Origin of the sequence: Paenibacillus lentus (genome assembly GCF_042714055.1) — a bacterium.
GTDB classification, from domain to species: Bacteria; Bacillota; Bacilli; order Paenibacillales; family Paenibacillaceae; genus Fontibacillus; species Fontibacillus lentus_A.
This window is the reverse complement of the sequence record NZ_JBHGVC010000004.1, coordinates 1-19,546: the sequence shown is the minus strand read 5'-3', so window position 1 is coordinate 19,546 and position 19,546 is coordinate 1. Positions and strand designations below refer to the sequence as shown.

General features: G+C 46.4%; 16 protein-coding genes. 11 read left to right on the top strand and 5 right to left on the bottom strand.

Annotated features, from left to right (window positions below):
* Positions 1–705 precede the first annotated feature (705 nt).
* The 4 genes from jag to rpmH form a co-directional block, all read right to left on the bottom strand.
* Positions 706–1,419, bottom strand: a complete 714-nt coding sequence (gene jag / locus ACE3MQ_RS10035) for an RNA-binding cell elongation regulator Jag/EloR (protein WP_379392489.1) — start codon at positions 1,417–1,419, stop codon at positions 706–708.
* On the bottom strand, positions 1,416–2,303 hold the full coding sequence (locus tag ACE3MQ_RS10030) for a YidC/Oxa1 family membrane protein insertase (RefSeq protein WP_379392488.1): 888 nt from the start codon (positions 2,301–2,303) through the stop codon (positions 1,416–1,418). Before ACE3MQ_RS10030 ends, jag begins: the two co-directional genes overlap by 4 nt.
* A 75-nt stretch (positions 2,304–2,378) precedes the next feature.
* Complete coding sequence (gene rnpA, locus ACE3MQ_RS10025; protein ID WP_110930561.1) at positions 2,379–2,729, bottom strand: ribonuclease P protein component; 351 nt, start codon at positions 2,727–2,729, stop codon at positions 2,379–2,381.
* 397 nt (positions 2,730–3,126) lie between these two features.
* Positions 3,127–3,261, bottom strand: coding sequence for a 50S ribosomal protein L34 (gene rpmH, locus ACE3MQ_RS10020; protein ID WP_110930560.1), 135 nt, complete (start codon positions 3,259–3,261; stop codon positions 3,127–3,129).
* A 358-nt stretch (positions 3,262–3,619) separates the two neighbouring features.
* Between rpmH and gnd the strand changes: the two genes are divergently transcribed.
* The 9 genes from gnd (at position 3,620) to gyrB (ending at position 14,013) form a co-directional block, all read left to right on the top strand.
* On the top strand, positions 3,620–4,525 hold the full coding sequence (gene gnd, locus ACE3MQ_RS10015) for a phosphogluconate dehydrogenase (NAD(+)-dependent, decarboxylating) (RefSeq protein WP_379392487.1): 906 nt from the start codon (positions 3,620–3,622) through the stop codon (positions 4,523–4,525).
* 128 nt (positions 4,526–4,653) lie between these two features.
* Positions 4,654–5,331 carry a GntR family transcriptional regulator gene (locus tag ACE3MQ_RS10010; RefSeq protein ID WP_379392486.1) on the top strand — a complete coding sequence of 226 codons (678 nt, stop codon included), beginning with the start codon at positions 4,654–4,656 and terminating at the stop codon, positions 5,329–5,331.
* Between the two features lie 140 nt (positions 5,332–5,471).
* A complete protein-coding gene (gene gntK / locus ACE3MQ_RS10005) occupies positions 5,472–7,031 on the top strand; it encodes a gluconokinase (protein WP_379393042.1) in 1,560 nt (519 codons plus the stop codon).
* Between the two features lie 534 nt (positions 7,032–7,565).
* Positions 7,566–8,912, top strand: coding sequence for a chromosomal replication initiator protein DnaA (dnaA, locus tag ACE3MQ_RS10000; protein ID WP_379392485.1), 1,347 nt, complete (start codon positions 7,566–7,568; stop codon positions 8,910–8,912).
* A 273-nt stretch (positions 8,913–9,185) separates the two neighbouring features.
* Positions 9,186–10,328 carry a DNA polymerase III subunit beta gene (gene dnaN, locus ACE3MQ_RS09995; protein WP_379392484.1) on the top strand — a complete coding sequence of 381 codons (1,143 nt, stop codon included), beginning with the start codon at positions 9,186–9,188 and terminating at the stop codon, positions 10,326–10,328.
* 59 nt (positions 10,329–10,387) lie between these two features.
* The gene (yaaA, locus tag ACE3MQ_RS09990; RefSeq protein WP_379392483.1) at positions 10,388–10,603 is read left to right on the top strand and encodes a S4 domain-containing protein YaaA; all 216 of its coding nucleotides are present in this window, start codon (positions 10,388–10,390) and stop codon (positions 10,601–10,603) included.
* Between the two features lie 68 nt (positions 10,604–10,671).
* Entirely contained in the window at positions 10,672–11,784 is a 1,113-nt protein-coding gene (gene recF, locus ACE3MQ_RS09985) for a DNA replication/repair protein RecF (RefSeq protein ID WP_379392482.1), read from the top strand.
* A 16-nt stretch (positions 11,785–11,800) separates the two neighbouring features.
* On the top strand, positions 11,801–12,049 hold the full coding sequence (gene remB / locus ACE3MQ_RS09980; RefSeq protein ID WP_379392481.1) for an extracellular matrix regulator RemB: 249 nt from the start codon (positions 11,801–11,803) through the stop codon (positions 12,047–12,049).
* Positions 12,050–12,099: 50 nt separating this feature from the next.
* The gene (gyrB, locus tag ACE3MQ_RS09975; protein ID WP_379392480.1) at positions 12,100–14,013 is read left to right on the top strand and encodes a DNA topoisomerase (ATP-hydrolyzing) subunit B; all 1,914 of its coding nucleotides are present in this window, start codon (positions 12,100–12,102) and stop codon (positions 14,011–14,013) included.
* A 168-nt stretch (positions 14,014–14,181) separates the two neighbouring features.
* Here the strand turns inward: gyrB and ACE3MQ_RS09970 are convergent, their stop codons facing one another.
* Complete coding sequence (locus ACE3MQ_RS09970; protein WP_379392479.1) at positions 14,182–14,961, bottom strand: YheC/YheD family protein; 780 nt, start codon at positions 14,959–14,961, stop codon at positions 14,182–14,184.
* A gap of 346 nt (positions 14,962–15,307) precedes the next feature.
* On the opposite strand from ACE3MQ_RS09970, the gene gyrA reads away from it, so the two are divergent.
* Complete coding sequence (gyrA, locus tag ACE3MQ_RS09965; protein ID WP_379392478.1) at positions 15,308–17,872, top strand: DNA gyrase subunit A; 2,565 nt, start codon at positions 15,308–15,310, stop codon at positions 17,870–17,872.
* Positions 17,873–18,281: 409 nt separating this feature from the next.
* A complete protein-coding gene (locus ACE3MQ_RS09960; RefSeq protein ID WP_379392477.1) occupies positions 18,282–19,385 on the top strand; it encodes an HD domain-containing phosphohydrolase in 1,104 nt (367 codons plus the stop codon).
* The last annotated feature ends 161 nt before the right edge of the window (positions 19,386–19,546 follow it).

The following is a 19,546-nucleotide window of genomic DNA, read 5'->3' as shown; positions in this document are numbered from 1 at the left end:
TGTGAAAAGAACTTGTGGTGTAAATATAACCGCGCCGCATTCCGTTTGATCCTTCGATCGCTGTTGTCGCCAGATTATTATGACTTTATGAAATCCAACTAGGTAATAATCCGCCGACAAAGGCGAACGCTGCCGCTTCTCCGAATTCAAACGGCCTGCTCTGCTAATCCTTTTCACCTACTATGCTTAACCTCACGCAGTCCGGCATTATCGCTCCCACGCATCACCCCAGAGCCAAAACACATTCAAACACTATAATTCCCGCTCACAGCCAAGCGCATCCCAAAGGGACAGCGACTCTTTGCACTCTTCAGCAGAATCCACCACTATCCTTACTTCTAAACACGCGGGGGCACCTAAGTAAAGCGTGCCCGCCAGGGCGAAAGCGACACCCATCTCTAGCGTCCCTCAGGTGCGTCTACAGCAGCAGTGCCTGCAGCGTGTTTCCAGGTCGCACGGGTGCACAAAAAGTAAGACATACCCGAAGGGGGAAAAGCGTGCCGACCACCAAACCCAAGCGTATTCCCGAAGGGAACAGCGATGCAGGTGCACCTCTCCTTCTCCAACGTTACTCTAGTTTGCGGGTGTCCCGAGGGCTGCAAGCCCTGGGAGCCCTCCCTTACGGTAAGGGAGGGTTTGGGTGGGATGAGATAATAAAAAACAGACGCAATGACATTTGCCGAAACAACGTCATTGCGTCCTCATTCATTTGCTCTGCTTCAGGGCGATTACTACGCGCCGGTTAGGCTCCTCACCTTTGCTGTAAGTCTTAACCTCCGGGTGATCCTGAAGTTTGGAATGAATCACTTTGCGCTCCTGCGGCGACATCGGTTCAAGGGCAAGCTCTTTACGGGTGCGAATCACCCGGCCAGCAAGCCTGACGGCCAAATCCTCGAGCGTCTTTCTCCGGCGTTCCCGGAAATTCTCCGCATCAAGCACGATACGAACGAAGCTATCGGAATAACGGTTAGCGATAATATTCGCCAAATATTGCAGGGCATCCAGAGTTTGACCTCTTCGCCCGATGAGTAATCCCAAATCACTGCCGGAAATGTTCAGTACCGTATTATCCTTCTTATGCTGTACCTCTACATTTACCTGAAGACCCATGTTCTCGCCGACGTCCCGAACAAATGACGCCGCCTCCTCGTAAGGATCCCGTCCGTCGCTAACCTCATCCTCTTTAAAAGTTGCAGGAACAGCATTGTTCGAACGGCTTCCTTGAAGCGGTTCTGAAGGGGTCTCTTCAAGCAAGGTTAACTCTACCTTGGCTTCCTTGACACCGATCAGCCCCAGGAATCCTTTTGACGGCTGCTCCAACACATTCACGGCGACTTTATCCTCGGTAGTGCCGAGCTTGGCCAATCCTTGTTTTACAGCTTCTTCAACGGTTTTTCCCGACGTCACAATTTTATTCATTTCGACTTTTTGGCCTCCTTGGCTCCTTTACCGGGATGACCGGCTTTTAAGTTGGAACCGCCCTTTTTCGACTTAGATCCGCCACTTCCACCGCTGCCATTACCACCAGCCGTAGCCACGACAGGATCTTTCTTGCGATAAATGAAATAGTTTTGCGCAATCGTATATAGGTTACTGTACACCCAGTATAGAGGTAGTGCTGCAGGGAAATTGTAGGCCATGATGAAAATCAGCACAGGGTAGATCAGCATCATGAACTGCATTGGTCCTTGCATGCCTGAAGGGTTCATGCTCGACATCATTTTGGTTTGAATAAATGTCGTCAACGCCGCAATTACAGGTAAAATAAACAGTTTATCCGGCTCTCCCAGCTGCAGCCACAAGAATGAATGTGTAGAAATCGCCGAGTTATTGTAAATCGAATTATATAGTGCGATGAATACCGGCATTTGAATCAATAAGGGGAAACAGCCGGCCATCGGATTAACGCCGTTCTCCTGAAACAGCTTCATCGTCTCTTGCTGCTGCAGTTCCGGATTGTCCTTATACTTTTCCTTAATCTTCGCTAATTCAGGCTGAATGGCTTGCATCGATTTTGAACTTTTGACCTGCTTAAGCGTCAGCGGTAAAATCAGTGTACGAACAATAATGGTAAGAACGAGAATCGCCAATCCATATTCGCCGCCAAACCAATCCGCAAACGTATCCAAAGCAAGCGAGAAGTAATAAACGACATTTGCAGTCCACCACGAACCGCTGTTACGCATATTTTCAGTTGTCGTAGCATTATTCGTAACTTGTCCGCAACCGGCAAGCACGACAACAAGACCGATCGCTAAAATGAGGAGAAGCCACTTGCTTCTGTTCTTCTTAAAACGCGACACTTCAAAACCCCTCTCTTAACCTATCCATTCATCGTAAATCATAACATATTTAAAAGGACAAATAAACAAGCATCCCTACGGTCTGGAAGGCTTGAGCAGCGAGGCTTTACGCAGAGCATGAAGCACGCTTTTCTCCAATTCCTGATACTCCATCCCGACTGCGCCTTTTCGCACGATAAAAATGATGTCCACATGATCCCTGATCTTAGCCTCATGCAGCCTAACAATCTCTTTGATCATCCGGCGCATCCGGTTGCGGACGACGGCATTGCCAATTTTCTTGCTGGCCGAGACGCCTAGCCGAAATCGTTCAATGTCCGGCTTGTTGGACCAATAGACGACAAGCTGCCGGTTCGCAAAAGACTTGCCGAAGCGATAAACTCGGCTAAAGTCAGCCCGGTTCCTTAATCGTAGCTTCTTGTGCACGATAATCTCCTTGACTCGAAACCCCGCGATACAACAGACAATGCAGGGCTTCACTTTCTTTGTATTATAAACCAATGCCAAAAACGGTAAACCTCAATTAAATTTAGGTATCCCGTTCCTTGAACAACCATATTCCACGTACGTGAAAATCATAACGTTCATTATTATAAGGATGCAAAGATGCATACCTGAAAATACATGCCAAAGGATCACGAAATAACAAAAATAACCCCGCAGCTAAAAGAGCGCTTCAAAATCACTTCCGGCTAATATCATGCGGTACCACAACCGAGGGACGGAAACGAGAAAGCGGAACGTTCACTGCAGGGAACCTTAATCAACCATATGTTGCATAGCCTCTAAAAAAAGACCACCGTAGTGGTCTTCACGCAGTCATTTACGCACTGAGTACTTTTCTGCCTTTTAGACGACGAGCAGCTATAACTTTACGGCCATTTTTCGTGCTCATTCTCTTACGGAAACCGTGAACCTTTTTACGTTTGCTCACATTCGGTTTGAAAGTCGGTTTCATCTATTGCACCCCCTCACAAGGACTAACTTCTATATTCACCATTTTCATTATCCACAGAAAATGCCTTTTTTCATTTAACCATAAAACCCGGAGGAAAGTCAACCGGGCCCGGCATTTCTTTTTCACCTTCTTTTGGATCAAATTTGGATCAAAAATTTTAATTTATGCACAATCCCCAACTCCGAAAAACATCATTTTCCCCTTGTCCACAAGTTTATACTCCCTTTTGAACGGAATAATAGTTATACACATGTGGAAAACTATTTCAAAATAAGGTTTACAGCAGCTTCAATCCAGAAGTATAATCGGAATCAAGTTGTATACAAGTATACCAATTAAGGAAGGGAGCAATACAATAATGAAACTTGGCATGATTGGTCTAGGAAAAATGGGTTATAATCTGGTGCTCAACCTGCTTCAGCATAAGCATGAAGTAGTGGCCTACGATGTGAATGAACAGGCCGTGCATAAAGCTGCCGAAAATGGAGTGATTCCCGCAGCCGGATTAGAGGAAATGGTGGCTTCGCTGCAAACTCCGCGAGTAATTTGGATCATGGTTCCGGCCGGCGATCCCTTGGAATCCATTATTTCCACATTAACTCCCCTATTAGATCAAGGAGATATCGTAATTGACGGAGGAAATTCTCACTATAAGGACTCCATCACCCTTGCCGGCAAGCTGTCGCAGCATGGGATTCATTTCTTCGATGTCGGAACCTCTGGCGGAGTAGATGGCGCTGAACATGGGGGCTGTTTCATGATCGGCGGCGACGAAACGATTTTTCGCCATATCGAACCGGTTTTTAAAGATATCGCAGTTCCCAACGGCTATCTCTACGCCGGCAAAGCCGGCAGCGGCCATTTTCTCAAAATGGTGCATAACGGGATCGAATACGGGATGATGCAAGCGATCGCAGAGGGCTTCGAGCTGCTGGACAAAAGCGATTTCGAATTCGATTATGAAAAAGTCGCCAAGGTCTGGTCGAACGGCTCCGTCATTCGAGGCTGGCTGATGGAGCTTACGGAGCAAGCTTTTGCCAAAGATCCTGTCCTAGAAAATATTCGCGGCATCATGCACTCTTCCGGCGAGGGCAAATGGACGGTGGAAACTGCGCTGGACTTGCAGGCAAGCGCCCCGGTGATTGCCTTGTCCTTATTTATGCGCTATCGTTCCCTCGATCAGGATACCTTCCATGGAAAAGTGGTGGCAGCGCTACGAAACGAATTCGGCGGACATGCCGTAGTCCGTGCAGATCAACCATAACGAGAGCAGCATCCCAGCTTATCAGCTTGCCGCAGGGATAATTCCCCCCTAAAGGGAAATCATGCTATGATTTAATTATTCCAGCTATATCATGGAAATTTTCTGTTTAAGATAAGGAGTTATGAATCATGGAGTATCCTCCTTCCTGGTTAAAAGGAAGCTCGTTGGGAGAGTCGATCGCGAATCAGCTTCGACTGCAAATTATACGAGGCCAGATCAAATCCGGGGAAGTCCTGTCCGAGAATCGCATCGCTGCCGATTTTGGCACCAGCCGCTCTCCTGTACGGGAGGCTTTGAAGACGCTGTCCGCCGAAGGCCTTATTACATTACAGCGGATGGGAGCCGTCGTCGTAGGTCTTCATCTCAAAGATATCATCGAGCTGTACGACGTACGCTTCCTGATTGAAAGCTTTGCCTGGCAGCAGCCGCATATAACGAAGCCCAATGATCTTCTATCACGCATGGAGCAAATTATCGATAAAATGGAGCTCGCTGCCAAGCACCAGGATCATGTGGATTTTACCTACCAGGATCTGAGCTTCCACGAGACGATGATCCAGGATTCTCAGCATACGAGAATCATGCATTTATGGGCAAGTATCCGTCCCATCGTCTTGACGGTCATGCTGATTACGAATAAGGAAGTCCTATCTCGCGGCGAGGAACAAACCAGATATGTCATCAACAAGCACCGAAAGCTGTTAAAATGCTTGCAAACCCGGGACTTGTCAATCATCCAATCGGGAGTGGAAGAGTATTTTGCGGATTCACGCCGTACTCTGCAGGCCAGCTTGCCTCATTCTTAATCCATTGTCCACTAGGATACTGAAAATGATTTTGAAAACGCATATACAACAACAAATTTCTTTTCATTAAAGTAATACAATGTATAACGGAGCAGGTTTTCGACCTCAAGCTTATTAAAAATAGAGGGTAGGTAATGAGTATGGAACATCCCCTGTATATGATCGGTGTAGATATCGGAACAACAAGCACCAAAGCTGTTTTGTTCGAGCAAAACGGCCGGATTGTTGCTTCAAGCAATGAGGAATATCCCCTCTATACCCCGACAACTTCCGTCGCTGAGCAAGATCCGGAGGAAATATTCGCAGCTGTCATCCATGCTGTCAAGCAAATCATGGAGATGAGCCAAGTCCCTCCCGGTCAGATCATGTTCATCTCATTCAGCTCGGCGATGCATAGCGTTATTCCGATGGATCGGGGTGGCAATCCGCTGATGCGATGTTTGACCTGGGCGGATAATCGCAGTCAACCTTGGTCTGAAAAGTTAAAAAATGAGCTTGGCGGACATGATATTTATTTGCGTACCGGAACCCCGGTACACCCGATGTCTCCACTCACGAAGCTGATGTGGATTCGCCATGAGCTCCCTGAAATATTTCAAGCAGCCGATAAATTTATTTCTATTAAAGAGTACGTATTCAAGAAGCTGTTTAAACAATATATCGTAGACTATTCCATCGCTTCGGCTACGGGATTACTCGATTTGCGGAAGCTGGATTGGGATCCTGAGGCGCTCGCTCTTGCCGGAATCACACCGGATTCCCTGTCCGAGCTCGTACCTACCACGCATACTGTACAGGGCCTATCGGAAACCTATGCGCAAGAAATGGGCATATCCGCTTCTACCCCGTTTGTCATCGGCGCAAGCGATGGAGTATTGTCGAATCTCGGCGTCGACGCGATTGATCCTGGTGTCGTAGCGGTAACGATCGGCACCAGCGGAGCGATCCGTACTGTCGTGGATCAGCCCGTCTTTGATCCCAAAGGCCGGATTTTCTGCTACGCGCTGACCGACAAGCATTGGGTCATCGGCGGTGCTGTCAATAATGGCGGTGTTATTTTTCGCTGGGTACGCGATCAATTTGCGGCCTCGGAAATCGAGACGGCCAATCGGCTTGGCATCAGTCCTTATGATGTACTGACGAAAATTGCCGAACGCGTCAATCCGGGGTCGGATGGACTGCTGTTCCACCCCTTTTTATCCGGCGAACGGGCTCCTCTCTGGAATTCGAACGCTCGGGGCTCATTCTTCGGACTTACGCTTAACCATCAGAAAGAGCATATGATCCGCGCTGTATTAGAAGGCGTCATTTATAACTTGTATACGGTTCTGCTCGCCATGGAGGAACAAATCGGCCAACCGCGTAAAATCCAGGCTACCGGCGGCTTCGCCCGCTCTCCATTATGGCGTCAAATGATGGCAGATATTTTCGACCAGAAGGTCATCATTCCGGAAAGCATCGAAAGCTCCTGCCTGGGCGCCGTAATTTTGGGCTTATATGCTCTCGGCAAAATCGATTCTTTCGATGTCGTGAAAGAAATGATCGGTGGTACGCATGAACATACTCCTCGTCAAGATCATGCAGCGATCTACAAGGAACTGCTGCCGATCTATATCCGCATTTCGCGTAAACTGGAGGAGGATTACGAGGCGATTGCCCGTTTTCAAAGGAAGATCAAGCCGGGTCTGTCAGAAAAATAACTATAAAACGTCTATCGACGCAAAAAGGGAATAAGTACGGGAGTTCGTCCCCTGCTTATTCCCTTTTTATTTTTCCAACAATTATGCCAAATAGCCGCACTTCAAAGTTATTCACAAAAGCCTCGCGAGAAAATCATTCCACAAATTCCAACCTTTTATTTAACAACCTGTGCATAATTTTTGACGATAATTCACTCATTATGTCGAATACTAAACAATTTATAAACAATATGTAGTGGTGTGAATTAAAATTATACACAAGTTATTGAATTTGTGGATAATTTGGTGCGGATCATTGAAATACAAGGCTTATTTTGCTATGATTAGATTGCTTTTGTTGTGAATATCTAGATGTTAACAACATAATTATCAACAGTCTGTGGATAACATTGTGAACAATTTTAAATTATCCACGTTTATAATTATTATAACCTTCTTACTAATGGGGATAACAGTCCCCTTTATTTATGCTTTTTTTCGACTCGTTCTGCATGGCTCAAGCCACAATGTGAGATTTAAAAGGAGTGACAGTCTGTGGACAGCCATACCTCCGAAATATGGCAGCATATCTTATCCATCATTAATACCAAGCTGAGTAAACCGAGCTTCGACACCTGGTTCAAGGCAACAAAGGTGGTGTCTCTCACCGATGAATCGATCGTCATTTCCGCCCCCACTACCTTTGCTGTGGAATGGCTGGAAAGCCGATATACCAAGCTGGTAGCAACAACCGTATACGAATATCTCGATAAGCAGGTCGATGTCTCCTTTGTCATCGAGGAATCCGCTCCAGCCGAGCAAACCCAGAAGCAAAAAGAGACGCCCGCACCGGTCGCAATGGAGGAAAGCGTTTCCCATATGCTGAATCCGAAATATACGTTCGATACGTTTGTTATCGGATCCGGCAACCGTTTCGCCCATGCCGCTTCCCTTGCTGTTGCTGAAGCGCCGGCCCGAGCTTATAACCCGCTATTTCTATACGGCGGCGTTGGTTTAGGCAAAACCCACCTTATGCATGCCATCGGCCATTATATTTTGGAGCATAGTCCAAGCAGCAAGGTGGTATATATCTCCTCCGAGAAATTCACGAATGAATTCATCAACTCGATCCGAGACAACAGGGCGGAGAGTTTCCGCAACAAATACCGGAATATTGATATTTTGCTTATTGATGACATTCAATTTTTGGCGGGTAAAGAATCCACGCAAGAGGAATTTTTCCATACCTTCAATGCCCTTCATGAAGAACGTAAGCAAATTATTATTTCCAGTGACCGGCCGCCGAAGGAAATTCCGACGCTGGAGGAACGGCTGAGATCGCGGTTCGAATGGGGATTAATTACCGATATCCAGCCGCCTGATCTGGAGACCCGGATCGCAATTTTACGCAAAAAAGCGAAGGCTGAGAATTTGGATATACCGAACGAAGCCATGATGTATATCGCGAATCAAATCGATACGAACATCCGGGAGCTTGAAGGAGCATTAATACGAGTCGTGGCCTACTCTTCCCTGATCAACCAGGATGTGACTACCCATCTGGCCGCTGAAGCATTGAAAGACATCATCCCATCCAGTCGTCCCAAAATGATCACCATTCAAGATATTCAGCAAAAAGTCGGCGAATACTATAATTTGAAAATCGAAGATTTCAAGGCGCGAAAACGAACAAAAGCCATCGCTTTTCCGAGGCAAATCGCGATGTATCTATCGCGGGAGCTGACAGATTTCTCGCTGCCGAAAATCGGAGACGCCTTTGGCGGCCGCGACCATACGACCGTCATCCATGCGCATGACAAAATATCCCAAGCCTTGAAGAACGACCAGGAGCTATACAAAATTGTGAATAACCTGATCGAAAAAATTAAAAACTTATCCTGAATAAGCTTTGAGCCTATGCACATTCTATGCACATGTGGATAGGCTTCATTTCATATAATTACGGGTGTTATCCACATATTCAGTGCCCCTACTACTTCTTCTATATATATTTAAAAGATATATCATCATATAAGCGGCTCAAGCCGCGAGTATACAAATCAAATACCTAACTGCCAAATACTTGCGGGCTTTTGGACGATATTATTGAAATGTATGCTTTAGAGACAAGTTTTATGAATACAGGCTGCATAAAATTTTTTAGGAGTTGAAATTATGAAAATCCGTATTCTTAAGCACGAATTAAATGAATCGATTCAACACGTTTCCAAGGCAATTTCCAGCCGGACAACGATTCCCATATTGACAGGCATTAAACTGGAGGTAAATTTTCAAGGCATGACTTTGACCGCAAGCGACACGGATATCTCGATTCAAGCATTTATTCCGGCCGAAGATCATGATAAACAAATCGTTCAAATTGAACGTCCGGGCAGCGTCGTTCTGCCGGCTAAATTTTTCGTGGAAATTATTAAGAAGCTTCCTTCCCAGGAGATCGAGATGGAGGTTAAAGAGGGTTTCCAAACATTAATCCGCTCCGGCTCAACGGATATTCAAATGGTGGGACTCGATCCAGAGGAATTTCCTGTTCTTCCTAGCATTGAAGAAGATCAGATTATTATGATTCCCGGTGATCTTCTCAAAAATATGATCAAACAAACGGCATTCTCCATATCTACCAATGAAACATCGCCTATTTTAACGGGAATACTATGGAATCTGAGTGATAGCCAATTCAAATTCGTCGCTACCGACCGCCATCGTCTGGCCAGCCGAACAGCCGTATTAGACGATGCTGCTGATATACGGTTCAGCAACATTGTTATTTCAGGGAAGACACTGAACGAGCTGAGCAAAATTATTCCTGATCAAAATACAATGATTGAAATTGTCGTTGCAGACAATCAAGTGTTGTTCAAAATCGACCGCATCCTGTTTTATTCTCGTATATTGGACGGTACTTACCCGGATACTTCCAAGATTATTCCGACAACTTATAAAACAGAACTCGTTCTGGATACGAAGAAATTGAGCGATTCCATTGACCGGGCCTATTTGCTGTCCCGCGAAGAAAAAACGAATATTGTCCGCTTGCAAACGATGGATGACGGAACGATTGAAATTTCCTCAAGCTCGTCGGAGCTCGGCAAAGTTACGGAGCAGCTGGAAGTCGCTAAATTCGAGGGGGATCCGCTGCGAATTTCGTTTAACTCCAAATACATGCTTGATGTGCTGAAGGTCGTCGAAAGCCAGCAGCTGCATATCGGTTTTACGGGCGCGATGAGCCCAATTATTATCAAACCGTTGGATGACAGCCAAAGCCTGTATCTCATCCTCCCTTACCGCACAACGAATTAATCGTGATGAGGCGCTATTAGACGCGCCGCAATTACGATAAGGAGAAAGGAAGAACCTAGATGAAGACAGTCGCCATATCGACCGAATACATTAAGCTGGATCAATTTTTGAAGCTGGCCGATTGCGTACCCACGGGAGGCATGGCCAAAGCACTCTTGCAGGATGAAGCCGTAAAGGTCAACGGTGAGCTGGAGGAACGCCGGGGTCGGAAGCTGTATCCCGGGGATACCGTTGACGTGGAAGGATGCGGCGCTTTTCAGGTTGCTAAGCAATAAAGTCCCTTAACTGCTCGCCAATTTACGATCATGTTGGAGCAGCGGGAAAGAAGGGGGCTGAAGACCGCATGTATGTAAATCATTTACGATTGGAGCATTACCGGAATTACGAGACATTGGCGCTGAACAATTTCGGTAATGTCAATTTGCTGATCGGCCGTAATGCGCAGGGAAAGACCAATTTGCTGGAGTCTCTCTTTGTGCTTGCATTGACGAAATCACACCGTACGGCAAAGGATAAAGAGCTCATCGCTTTCGGTAGTGATCATGCGGTTATCGGAGCGGAAGTAGAGAAGAAGTACGGTACAGTGAATTTGGAGCTTCGTCTATCCCAGCAGGGGAAAAGAGCCAAAATAAACAGCTTGGAGCAGCGGAAGCTAAGCGATTTCATCGGTGCCCTGAACGTGGTCATGTTCGCTCCGGAGGATTTGGAAATCGTCAAGGGAACGCCAGGAATTCGCAGACGCTTTCTTGATATGGAAATCGGCCAGGTTCAGCCAAGCTATTTGTTCCATCTCCAGCAGTACCAGAAGGTGCTAGTACAGAGAAATAATCTGTTGAAGCAGGCCTATGGAGCAGGCCCTGAAATGGGAACCATGCTGGAGATTTGGAATGAGCAGCTGGCGGAGCATGGTGTTAAAATTATCAAAAGAAGGAAACAATTTATAAGAAAGCTGCAAAAATGGGCGGAACAGATTCATGAGGGCATTACGGGGGGCCTAGAAAAGCTGGAATTATCCTATCTACCTTCCTTCGGAAAGGCCGAGGAAGAAGATGAAGCTGTCCTAATGGAGCAATTTATGATAAAGTTATCACAAATGAAAGATCAGGAAATCCGCCGTGGCATGACGCTTTCCGGGCCGCACCGCGATGATTTGGCTTTTCATATTAACGGAAATGAAGCCCAGGTGTACGGTTCCCAGGGACAGCAAAGGACGACGGCATTATCGCTTAAACTAGCCGAGATTGAGCTGATTCATGAGGAGATTGGGGAATATCCGATTCTTCTGCTGGATGATGTGCTATCAGAACTTGATCCATATCGCCAAACTCAATTGATCGAGACTTTTCAAAGCAAAGTGCAGACGTTCATTACGGCAACAGGCATTGAGAGCATCAATGCGAATCGGCTGCAGGACGCCAGCATTTTTCATGTGCATGAAGGACAAGTCAATTCATAATGAGTGGAGGAAAGAGATGTACATTCACTTAGGTGGTGAGAAGGTCATATTCTCTTCTGAACTGGTTGCTATTTTCGATATTTCGATTGAGAAATCATCGAAGATCTCCAAGCAGTTCGTTAGCCACGCGATCAAGGAGAAAAACGTACAGCGCATCGGAGAGGAAGAAGCTAAGTCAATCGTAGTAACGAAAACCAAGGTATACTATTCGCCGATTTCTTCCGCAACCCTCAAGAAGAAAGCAAACATATCCCTTGCAATCTAACTGCCCCGCAAAACGGGGATTTGAATCTATAGAAGTAGGTGAATGAAGGCATGTCGATGAACGAACAATCGTATGACGAGAGTCAGATACAGGTGCTTGAAGGCCTGGAGGCCGTTCGTAAGCGGCCCGGTATGTATATTGGTTCAACCAGTTCCCGGGGACTGCATCATTTGGTGTGGGAAGTCGTGGACAATAGTATTGACGAAGCGCTTGCCGGTTATGCCGATACAATCGATGTAACGATCCATCAGGATAACAGCATAACCGTTACGGACAACGGGCGCGGTATCCCTGTTGGCGAGCATCCCAAAATGAAGCGCTCTACGCTCGAAGTCGTTATGACCGTCCTCCATGCCGGTGGAAAGTTCGGCGGTGGAGGCTATAAGGTATCCGGCGGTCTGCACGGCGTTGGCGTATCTGTCGTTAATGCCCTTTCATCAAAGATGATCGTACAAGTACGGCGGGATGGACATGTATACATGCAGGAGTATCATCGCGGCGTGCCCCAGTATGATCTTCGCATCGTTGGAGAAGCAGGAGAGCTTACTGGCACAAAGACAACCTTTTATCCGGATTCAGAAGTGTTCACGGAAACTACGGTATACGACTACAATATTTTGCTGACCCGGATTCGTGAGCTGGCCTTCTTGAACAAGGGCATTAACTTGTCTTTAACGGATGAACGGACAGGGCAATCCGAGAGTTTCCACTACGAGGGCGGTATTATCGAATATGTAAAATATTTGAACCAGAACAGAGAAGTCCTTCATGAAGAGCCAATCTACGTCGAAGGACAACGGGATATGATCGTGGTAGAGGTAGCGCTGCAGTATAACGACAGCTACACGGAGAATATCCATTCTTTTGCAAACAACATCAATACGCATGAAGGCGGAACGCATGAATCCGGATTTAAGAGTGCCTTGACCCGGATTATTAATGATTATGCCCGCAAGAATAATATGATCAAAGATAACGATTCTAACTTGACCGGCGATGACGTGCGTGAAGGATTGACAGCGATCATTTCCGTGAAAATCCCTGAGCCGCAGTTTGAAGGCCAAACGAAGACAAAGCTTGGCAACAGTGAAGTTCGCGGTATCGTTGAATCGTTGTTTGCAGAGAAACTGCAGGAGTTTATGGAGGAGAATCCGGCGGTATCACGCCGAGTTCTGGAGAAGGCGCTGCAGGCTTCAAGGGCGCGGGAGGCTGCCCGGAAGGCTCGTGAGCTGACGCGCCGGAAGAGTGCCTTAGAGGTCAGCGCACTGCCAGGGAAACTGGCTGACTGCTCCTCTAAAGATGCTTCGATCAGTGAGCTGTATATTGTCGAAGGGGACTCCGCGGGCGGGTCGGCCAAGCAGGGACGGGATCGGCATTTCCAAGCGATTCTGCCGCTGCGCGGTAAAATCCTTAACGTAGAGAAGGCCCGATTGGATCGCATTCTCGGCAATGCGGAAATTCGGGCGATTGTTACGGCGCTAGGGACGGGGATCGGCGAAGAGTTCGATCTTACCAAGGCCCGTTATCACAAAGTTATCATCATGACGGATGCGGACGTTGACGGTGCGCATATCCGTACGCTGCTCCTAACGTTCTTCTTCCGCTACATGCGGAAGCTGATTGAGGCTGGTTATATTTATATCGCACAGCCGCCGCTTTTCAAAATCGAGCGCAACAAAACCATACGCTATGCCGGCTCGGAACAAGAGCGCGATGAAATCATCGCTGAGTTTGGAGAGAATGCCAAAGTCAACGTGCAGCGCTATAAAGGTCTTGGCGAGATGAACGCTGAGCAGCTTTGGGAGACAACGATGGATCCCGAGAGCCGTACAATGCAGCAGGTATCCATTTCCGATGCGATTCAGGCCGATGCCATCTTCGATACGCTGATGGGCGACAACGTTGAACCACGTCGTGATTTCATTAATGAGCATGCTAAATACGTAACGAATTTGGATATTTAAATTTGGATTTTGATGTATTTAGGAAGTGAAGAGTACTGTCTTACGGGACAGCACTCTTTTTGTTTTTGCAAGGATCGCGAACGGATAAAATAACCTCTACCGTTTGCTCGGTCTATAATTAGCCAGAACAATACCGCTGTAAAAGCCTAGTATCACTGCATTTTTGTACTATTTTGCGGGTTTCAGCCTTCCGTATGCAACTGCGTATCGGCGAACCTTTTTATAAATGCTTTTGTCCTGTAACCATTTGAAGGGGAAGAGAGCGGGCTTCGTATTGACCTCGAGGATCCAGATGCGGTGCTGCTCGTCGATTGCCAGGTCGAGGCCGATTTCCTTGAGCCGGGGATATTTCCGCGATAGCTGCGAGGCTACTTGAACGCCGATGTTTTTCATTTCTTTGTATAAACTGGAGAACTGCGAGGGGGTTAAATGGAACCCTAACAATTCCTCGATCGGTTGAACCGTTCCTCCGCTGTGATGATTGGTTACGATTTTTTGCGGTGCAGCTACCCGGCCTATGAAAGCGGTGGTTTCCCAGGTGTTATGAGGCGTTTTTTGCACAAGAGCACGGATATCGAATTTTCGGCGCCTGTAGGTCAACAATGAAATCCCCTTTTGAATTAAATACGTCTTTGCACCGATCTTTTCCTTGATAGATTTATGAAGTTCTTCTATATTTGGATGGATTTCACTTTCGGTTCCGAATTTCAAATTAAATTGGGGGGCGGTGTTTTCGTTAATTTCGTCTCTCAATATCTCGACGCACATTACGCCTATGCCGTAAGTACCGCAGTCAGGCTTAATGTATATCATTTCATATGTGCCTAACATGTCTTGCAGCTGAGCAAGGGAATATTGGCGGGTGTCGGGAATATACGGCGTAATATGTTCTCTTTTGTTCAAAGCTTTGGTTTTCTCCCATTTGCTTGCAACTCGCTGAATCGCCAAGTCATGTTCCTTCCTTTCCTGAGTAGTTGTTGTACATTTTCTTCAAGGATGAAAACATAGGACAGAAGTGATAAAAAATGATATAATTATGTGATGTGGGAATCTTGTTAGTTCATTGGCGTGTAAAGAAAATGCCTATATCCGTAGTATATGAGCGGAAGTAATAATGGGAGTGGACACATCCCCATTTTTTTAAGGTGCCTTACTTGGGAAGATAACCGGGAAATCAAATACGTTTAATTGTGCTTAATTTGTGAAAGTAATATAATAGGTACTAGTGGCTTACCGGTTTTTTCAAGGTTTTCCCGAACATAGGCATTTGGATAGAATTTGAAGGAGGTCCAGCATGGCGGAAGAAAAATTTTCGCAAATCGTAGATCGGGACATTAATGTGGAAATGCGCGAATCCTTTATGGATTATGCGATGAGCATTATTGTCAGCCGTGCTCTGCCAGATGTGAGGGATGGTTTGAAGCCGGTGCATCGCCGTATTTTGTATGCGATGTCCGAGCTTGGTATGTATCCCGATAAGCCGTATAAGAAATCGGCCAGAATCGTCGGCGAAGTTATCGGTAAATATCATCCGCACGGGGATTCGGCGGTATATGAAACGATGGTTCGTATGGCTCAGGATTTCTCTATGCGTTATATGCTTGTGGAAGGCCACGGCAACTTCGGTTCTATAGACGGTGACTTTGCCGCGGCAATGCGATACACGGAAGCGCGTTTGTCTAAGATTGCGATGGAGATGCTGCGCGATATCAATAAAGAAACCATCGATTTCATGCCGAACTATGACGGAGAGGAGCACGAACCTGTTGTGCTTCCGGCGCGATATCCGAACCTGCTCGTTAACGGCGTATCCGGAATCGCAGTTGGTATGGCGACGAATATTCCACCGCATAACTTAGGTGAAGTTATCGATGGGGTTCAAGCGATGATTGCCAATCCCGATATCGATTCGCTCGAGTTGATGGATTATATTCAAGGTCCGGATTTTCCGACCGCAGGTTATATTTTGGGACGCTCTGGCATTCGTCAGGCATACACTACAGGTCGGGGCTCTGTCACAATGCGAGCCAGAACCACGATTGAAGAGAATAATAATAAAGCACGCATTATCGTGGACGAGCTTCCGTATCAAGTTAATAAAGCTCGACTGGTCGAGAAAATTGCTGAGCTCGTTCGCGAGAAGAGGATTGACGGCATTACCGATTTGCGGGATGAGTCCGATCGTAACGGTATGCGCGTAGTAATTGAACTGCGTCGTGACGTCAATCCGAATGTCGTGCTGAACAATTTATATAAGCATACGTCCTTGCAGAGTACTTTTGGCATTAACATGCTTGCGATTGTAAACAATGAACCGAAGATTCTGACGCTTAAGGAAGTTCTTCATCATTATTTGCAGCACCAGGTAGAAGTTATTCGTCGCCGGACAGAATTTGAGCTCAAGAAGGCAGAAGCACGTGCTCATATTTTGGAAGGCTTGCGTATTGCCCTGGATAATCTGGATGAGGTCATTGCCCTTATTCGCGGGTCGCGAACGACGGAAATCGCCCGTACAGGGCTAATGGAGCGGTTCGGGCTGAGTCAGGAGCAATCGCAAGCCATTCTCGATATGCGTCTTCAACGCCTGACAGGCTTGGAACGCGAGAAGATCGAGGACGAGTACAATGAGCTGCTTATCAAAATTGCCGAATATCGCGAGATTCTCGCCAATGAAGAGCTCGTTCTGCAAATTATCAGTGATGAGCTTCAGGAGATTCGCGAGCGTTTTGCAGATCCACGCCGTACGGAAATCACGATCGGTGAGGAGAGCATTCTCGATGAGGACTTGATTCCACAAGAGGAAGTCGTCATTACGATTACGCACACCGGCTATATAAAACGTCTGCCAGTGACCACCTATCGCAGTCAGAAGCGTGGTGGACGCGGGGTCGTAGGTATGGATACGAAAGATAACGACTTCGTGGAGCATCTATTCGTAACGAATACTCACCATTATTTGATGTTCTTTACGGATCGAGGCAAAGCGTATCGCCTGAAAGCCTACGAAATTCCAGAGCTTGGCCGGACGGCACGCGGTACGCCGATTATTAACCTAATTCAAATCGAGCAAGGGGAAACCGTTAACGCAGTTATTCCGGTAGAGAAGTTCGATGAGGATAAATATCTGTTCTTCGCGACACGCCAAGGTATCGTGAAGAAAACGCCGCTGGAGGATTACATCAATATTCGTAAAGGCGGACTGATCGCCGTGAATTTACGGGAAGATGATACGCTGATTGATGTAAGATTAACGGATGGCGAGCAAGAGCTGATCATGGGTACGGCTCAAGGGATGTCCATCCGCTTCCCGGAAAGCGATGTTCGTTCTATGGGTAGAGCAGCTACCGGAGTTAAGGGGATAACGCTCGATGAGCATGATGAACTGATCGGGATGGACGTTATCGTGCCTGATCAGGATATTCTTATCGTGACCACGAGAGGCTACGGTAAACGTACACCTGTCTCCGAGTACCGAATCCAGAGCCGTGGAGGTAAAGGGATCAAGACGATCAATGTAACGGAGAAGAACGGCCCTGTCGTTGGTCTGAAGGTCGTCAAAGATGAAGAGGATTTGATGATTATTACAAGCAGCGGCACACTCATCCGTACGAGCATGGAAGGAATTTCAACCATGGGTCGTAACACGCAGGGTGTAAAGCTGATTAATATTCGCGAAGATGATGCCGTAGCTACGGTTTGCCGCTCAGATAAGAGCGAAGATCCGGAGCACGAGGATGCGGAGAACGGCGAGAGTCTCGAAGGAACGCTAAGCCAGGAAGCGGTCGATACCGAGCATCAAGAAGAGTCTGGTGAGGCCAATGCAGATTCAGATGTCGAGAATGATTCGTCCGAAGAGTAATTAAGTATCACGGCATGCGAAAAAGTAGTGATAAAGAAAGCGGCGCCCGATTTATAGGGGCCGCTTTTTTGCTATTTTTAAAAGCGTATTTTTAACTTTCATGTACTTGTACAAAGATGGTTCCAAACAAATGATCTCCAACATAAGCGTCGAGCTTCCACATTCCCTTTGCGGGCAAAGACATATTTGATGGAATATGCCGATTTGCTCTATTGTTGATTAGACGATGAAGCCTATTATTTGTTCCCAGATAAATGAGAATCTTTAACATTTCAAGACTCCATTTATTAAAAGGAGATTGTTGGGTCAACACAGTCATACTATAATGACAATAGTACTAATTATCGGCAGTTCTTATGGAGTGCATAGGGAGTACGCCCTAAAAGTAGAGAGTTGAGGAGAGAATGTAATGAATAAGATCCCTGTGACAGAACTCAAGCCTGGGTTAAAAATTGCTACCAACGTATACAGTCCCTTAGGTGGTTTAATATTGCAAAAGGGGAAGGTGCTGTTGCCGAGGGATTTGGATATTTTACGCGCTTTTTTGATTTCGGCTGTAGAAGTTGAAGAGTCTGTCCAGATTACGAAGGATGATTTTAATTCCACTTCTTCTGCACCGATGACGGGAAAAACGGATACAGCCGCAGCATCAGCTCCAGAGGTGGAGCATTTGCCAATCAGTGCGCTTCATGAAGAGTACGACCGAATGCTTCATTTGACGAAAAGTGCTTTTCAATCCGTATTGGCGGCCGAGCTTCCAATATATGAGCTTCGTCGTCAGTTAGAAGCTTTGATCCATCAAATGAAGCATTATAAAGTATTGACGTTTACGCCGCGGAATATGAATGAGTATGATTACCTGTACCACAATGCCATCCTCTCCTCGATGACATCTTATTTACTTGCCCAATGGCACGGCCTGCCGCAAAAGGATTGGATGCAGGTCGCTTTTGCCGGTCTGCTGCACGACATTGGGAATACGAGGATTGATCCGTTGATTTTATATAATCCTAATCCTCTCTCTGAGAGCGAAGTCGAAGAAATGCGTATGCATACGACCTATGGATATCAACAGCTTCGAAAAACGTCTGCAATCAATGAGGGAGTGCGTCTAACAGCGCTGCAGCATCATGAGAAAATGGATGGATCAGGGTACCCATTCCACCTAACGGGCGATAAAATACATGTATATGCTAGAATTGTAGCGATTGCGGATATTTTCCATGCTATGACACTTAATCGTAGATACCGAAAAGCACGGTCGCCATATTTGGTTCTGGAGCAGTTAAAGACAGAAGCGTTTGGCAAGCTGGATCCGAGTATCGTACAAACCTTCGTGGAAAAAGTAACTCAGTTCCATAATGGGATGAGAGTGCGCCTTAGCAATGGGGAGACGGGCGAAATTATATTCACGGATCGCAATCATCCTACACGGCCTATGGTATCGATCAATGGAGAAATTATGAATTTAGTGAAGGATACTAGTTTGTATATTGAGGAAGTTCTTTCCTAGGCTTGCTTTTTAGATAGGAAATAGGATATAGTATGACTTGCTGCAGCGATAGCTGAGAAGAGTTGATAATTAAGGAATAAAAATTAATTTAAAAAACTCTTGCAATTGTTCGCAGCAAGTGTTATATTATAAGAGTTGCCGCTGAAACAACGGTAACACAC

Bases quoted from the DNA above. Each gene is read 5' to 3' on its own strand.
- jag (WP_379392489.1), bottom strand. From the start codon at position 1,419: ATGAATAAAATTGTGACGTCGGGAAAAACCGTTGAAGAAGCTGTAAAA.
- rpmH (WP_110930560.1), bottom strand. From the start codon at position 3,261: ATGAAACCGACTTTCAAACCGAATGTGAGCAAACGTAAAAAGGTTCAC.
- gnd (WP_379392487.1), top strand. From the start codon at position 3,620: ATGAAACTTGGCATGATTGGTCTAGGAAAAATGGGTTATAATCTGGTG.
- ACE3MQ_RS10010 (WP_379392486.1), top strand. From the start codon at position 4,654: ATGGAGTATCCTCCTTCCTGGTTAAAAGGAAGCTCGTTGGGAGAGTCG.
- gntK (WP_379393042.1), top strand. From the start codon at position 5,472: ATGGAACATCCCCTGTATATGATCGGTGTAGATATCGGAACAACAAGC.
- dnaN (WP_379392484.1), top strand. From the start codon at position 9,186: ATGAAAATCCGTATTCTTAAGCACGAATTAAATGAATCGATTCAACAC.
- yaaA (WP_379392483.1), top strand. From the start codon at position 10,388: ATGAAGACAGTCGCCATATCGACCGAATACATTAAGCTGGATCAATTT.
- recF (WP_379392482.1), top strand. From the start codon at position 10,672: ATGTATGTAAATCATTTACGATTGGAGCATTACCGGAATTACGAGACA.
- remB (WP_379392481.1), top strand. From the start codon at position 11,801: ATGTACATTCACTTAGGTGGTGAGAAGGTCATATTCTCTTCTGAACTG.
- gyrB (WP_379392480.1), top strand. From the start codon at position 12,100: ATGTCGATGAACGAACAATCGTATGACGAGAGTCAGATACAGGTGCTT.
- gyrA (WP_379392478.1), top strand. From the start codon at position 15,308: ATGGCGGAAGAAAAATTTTCGCAAATCGTAGATCGGGACATTAATGTG.
- ACE3MQ_RS09960 (WP_379392477.1), top strand. From the start codon at position 18,282: ATGAATAAGATCCCTGTGACAGAACTCAAGCCTGGGTTAAAAATTGCT.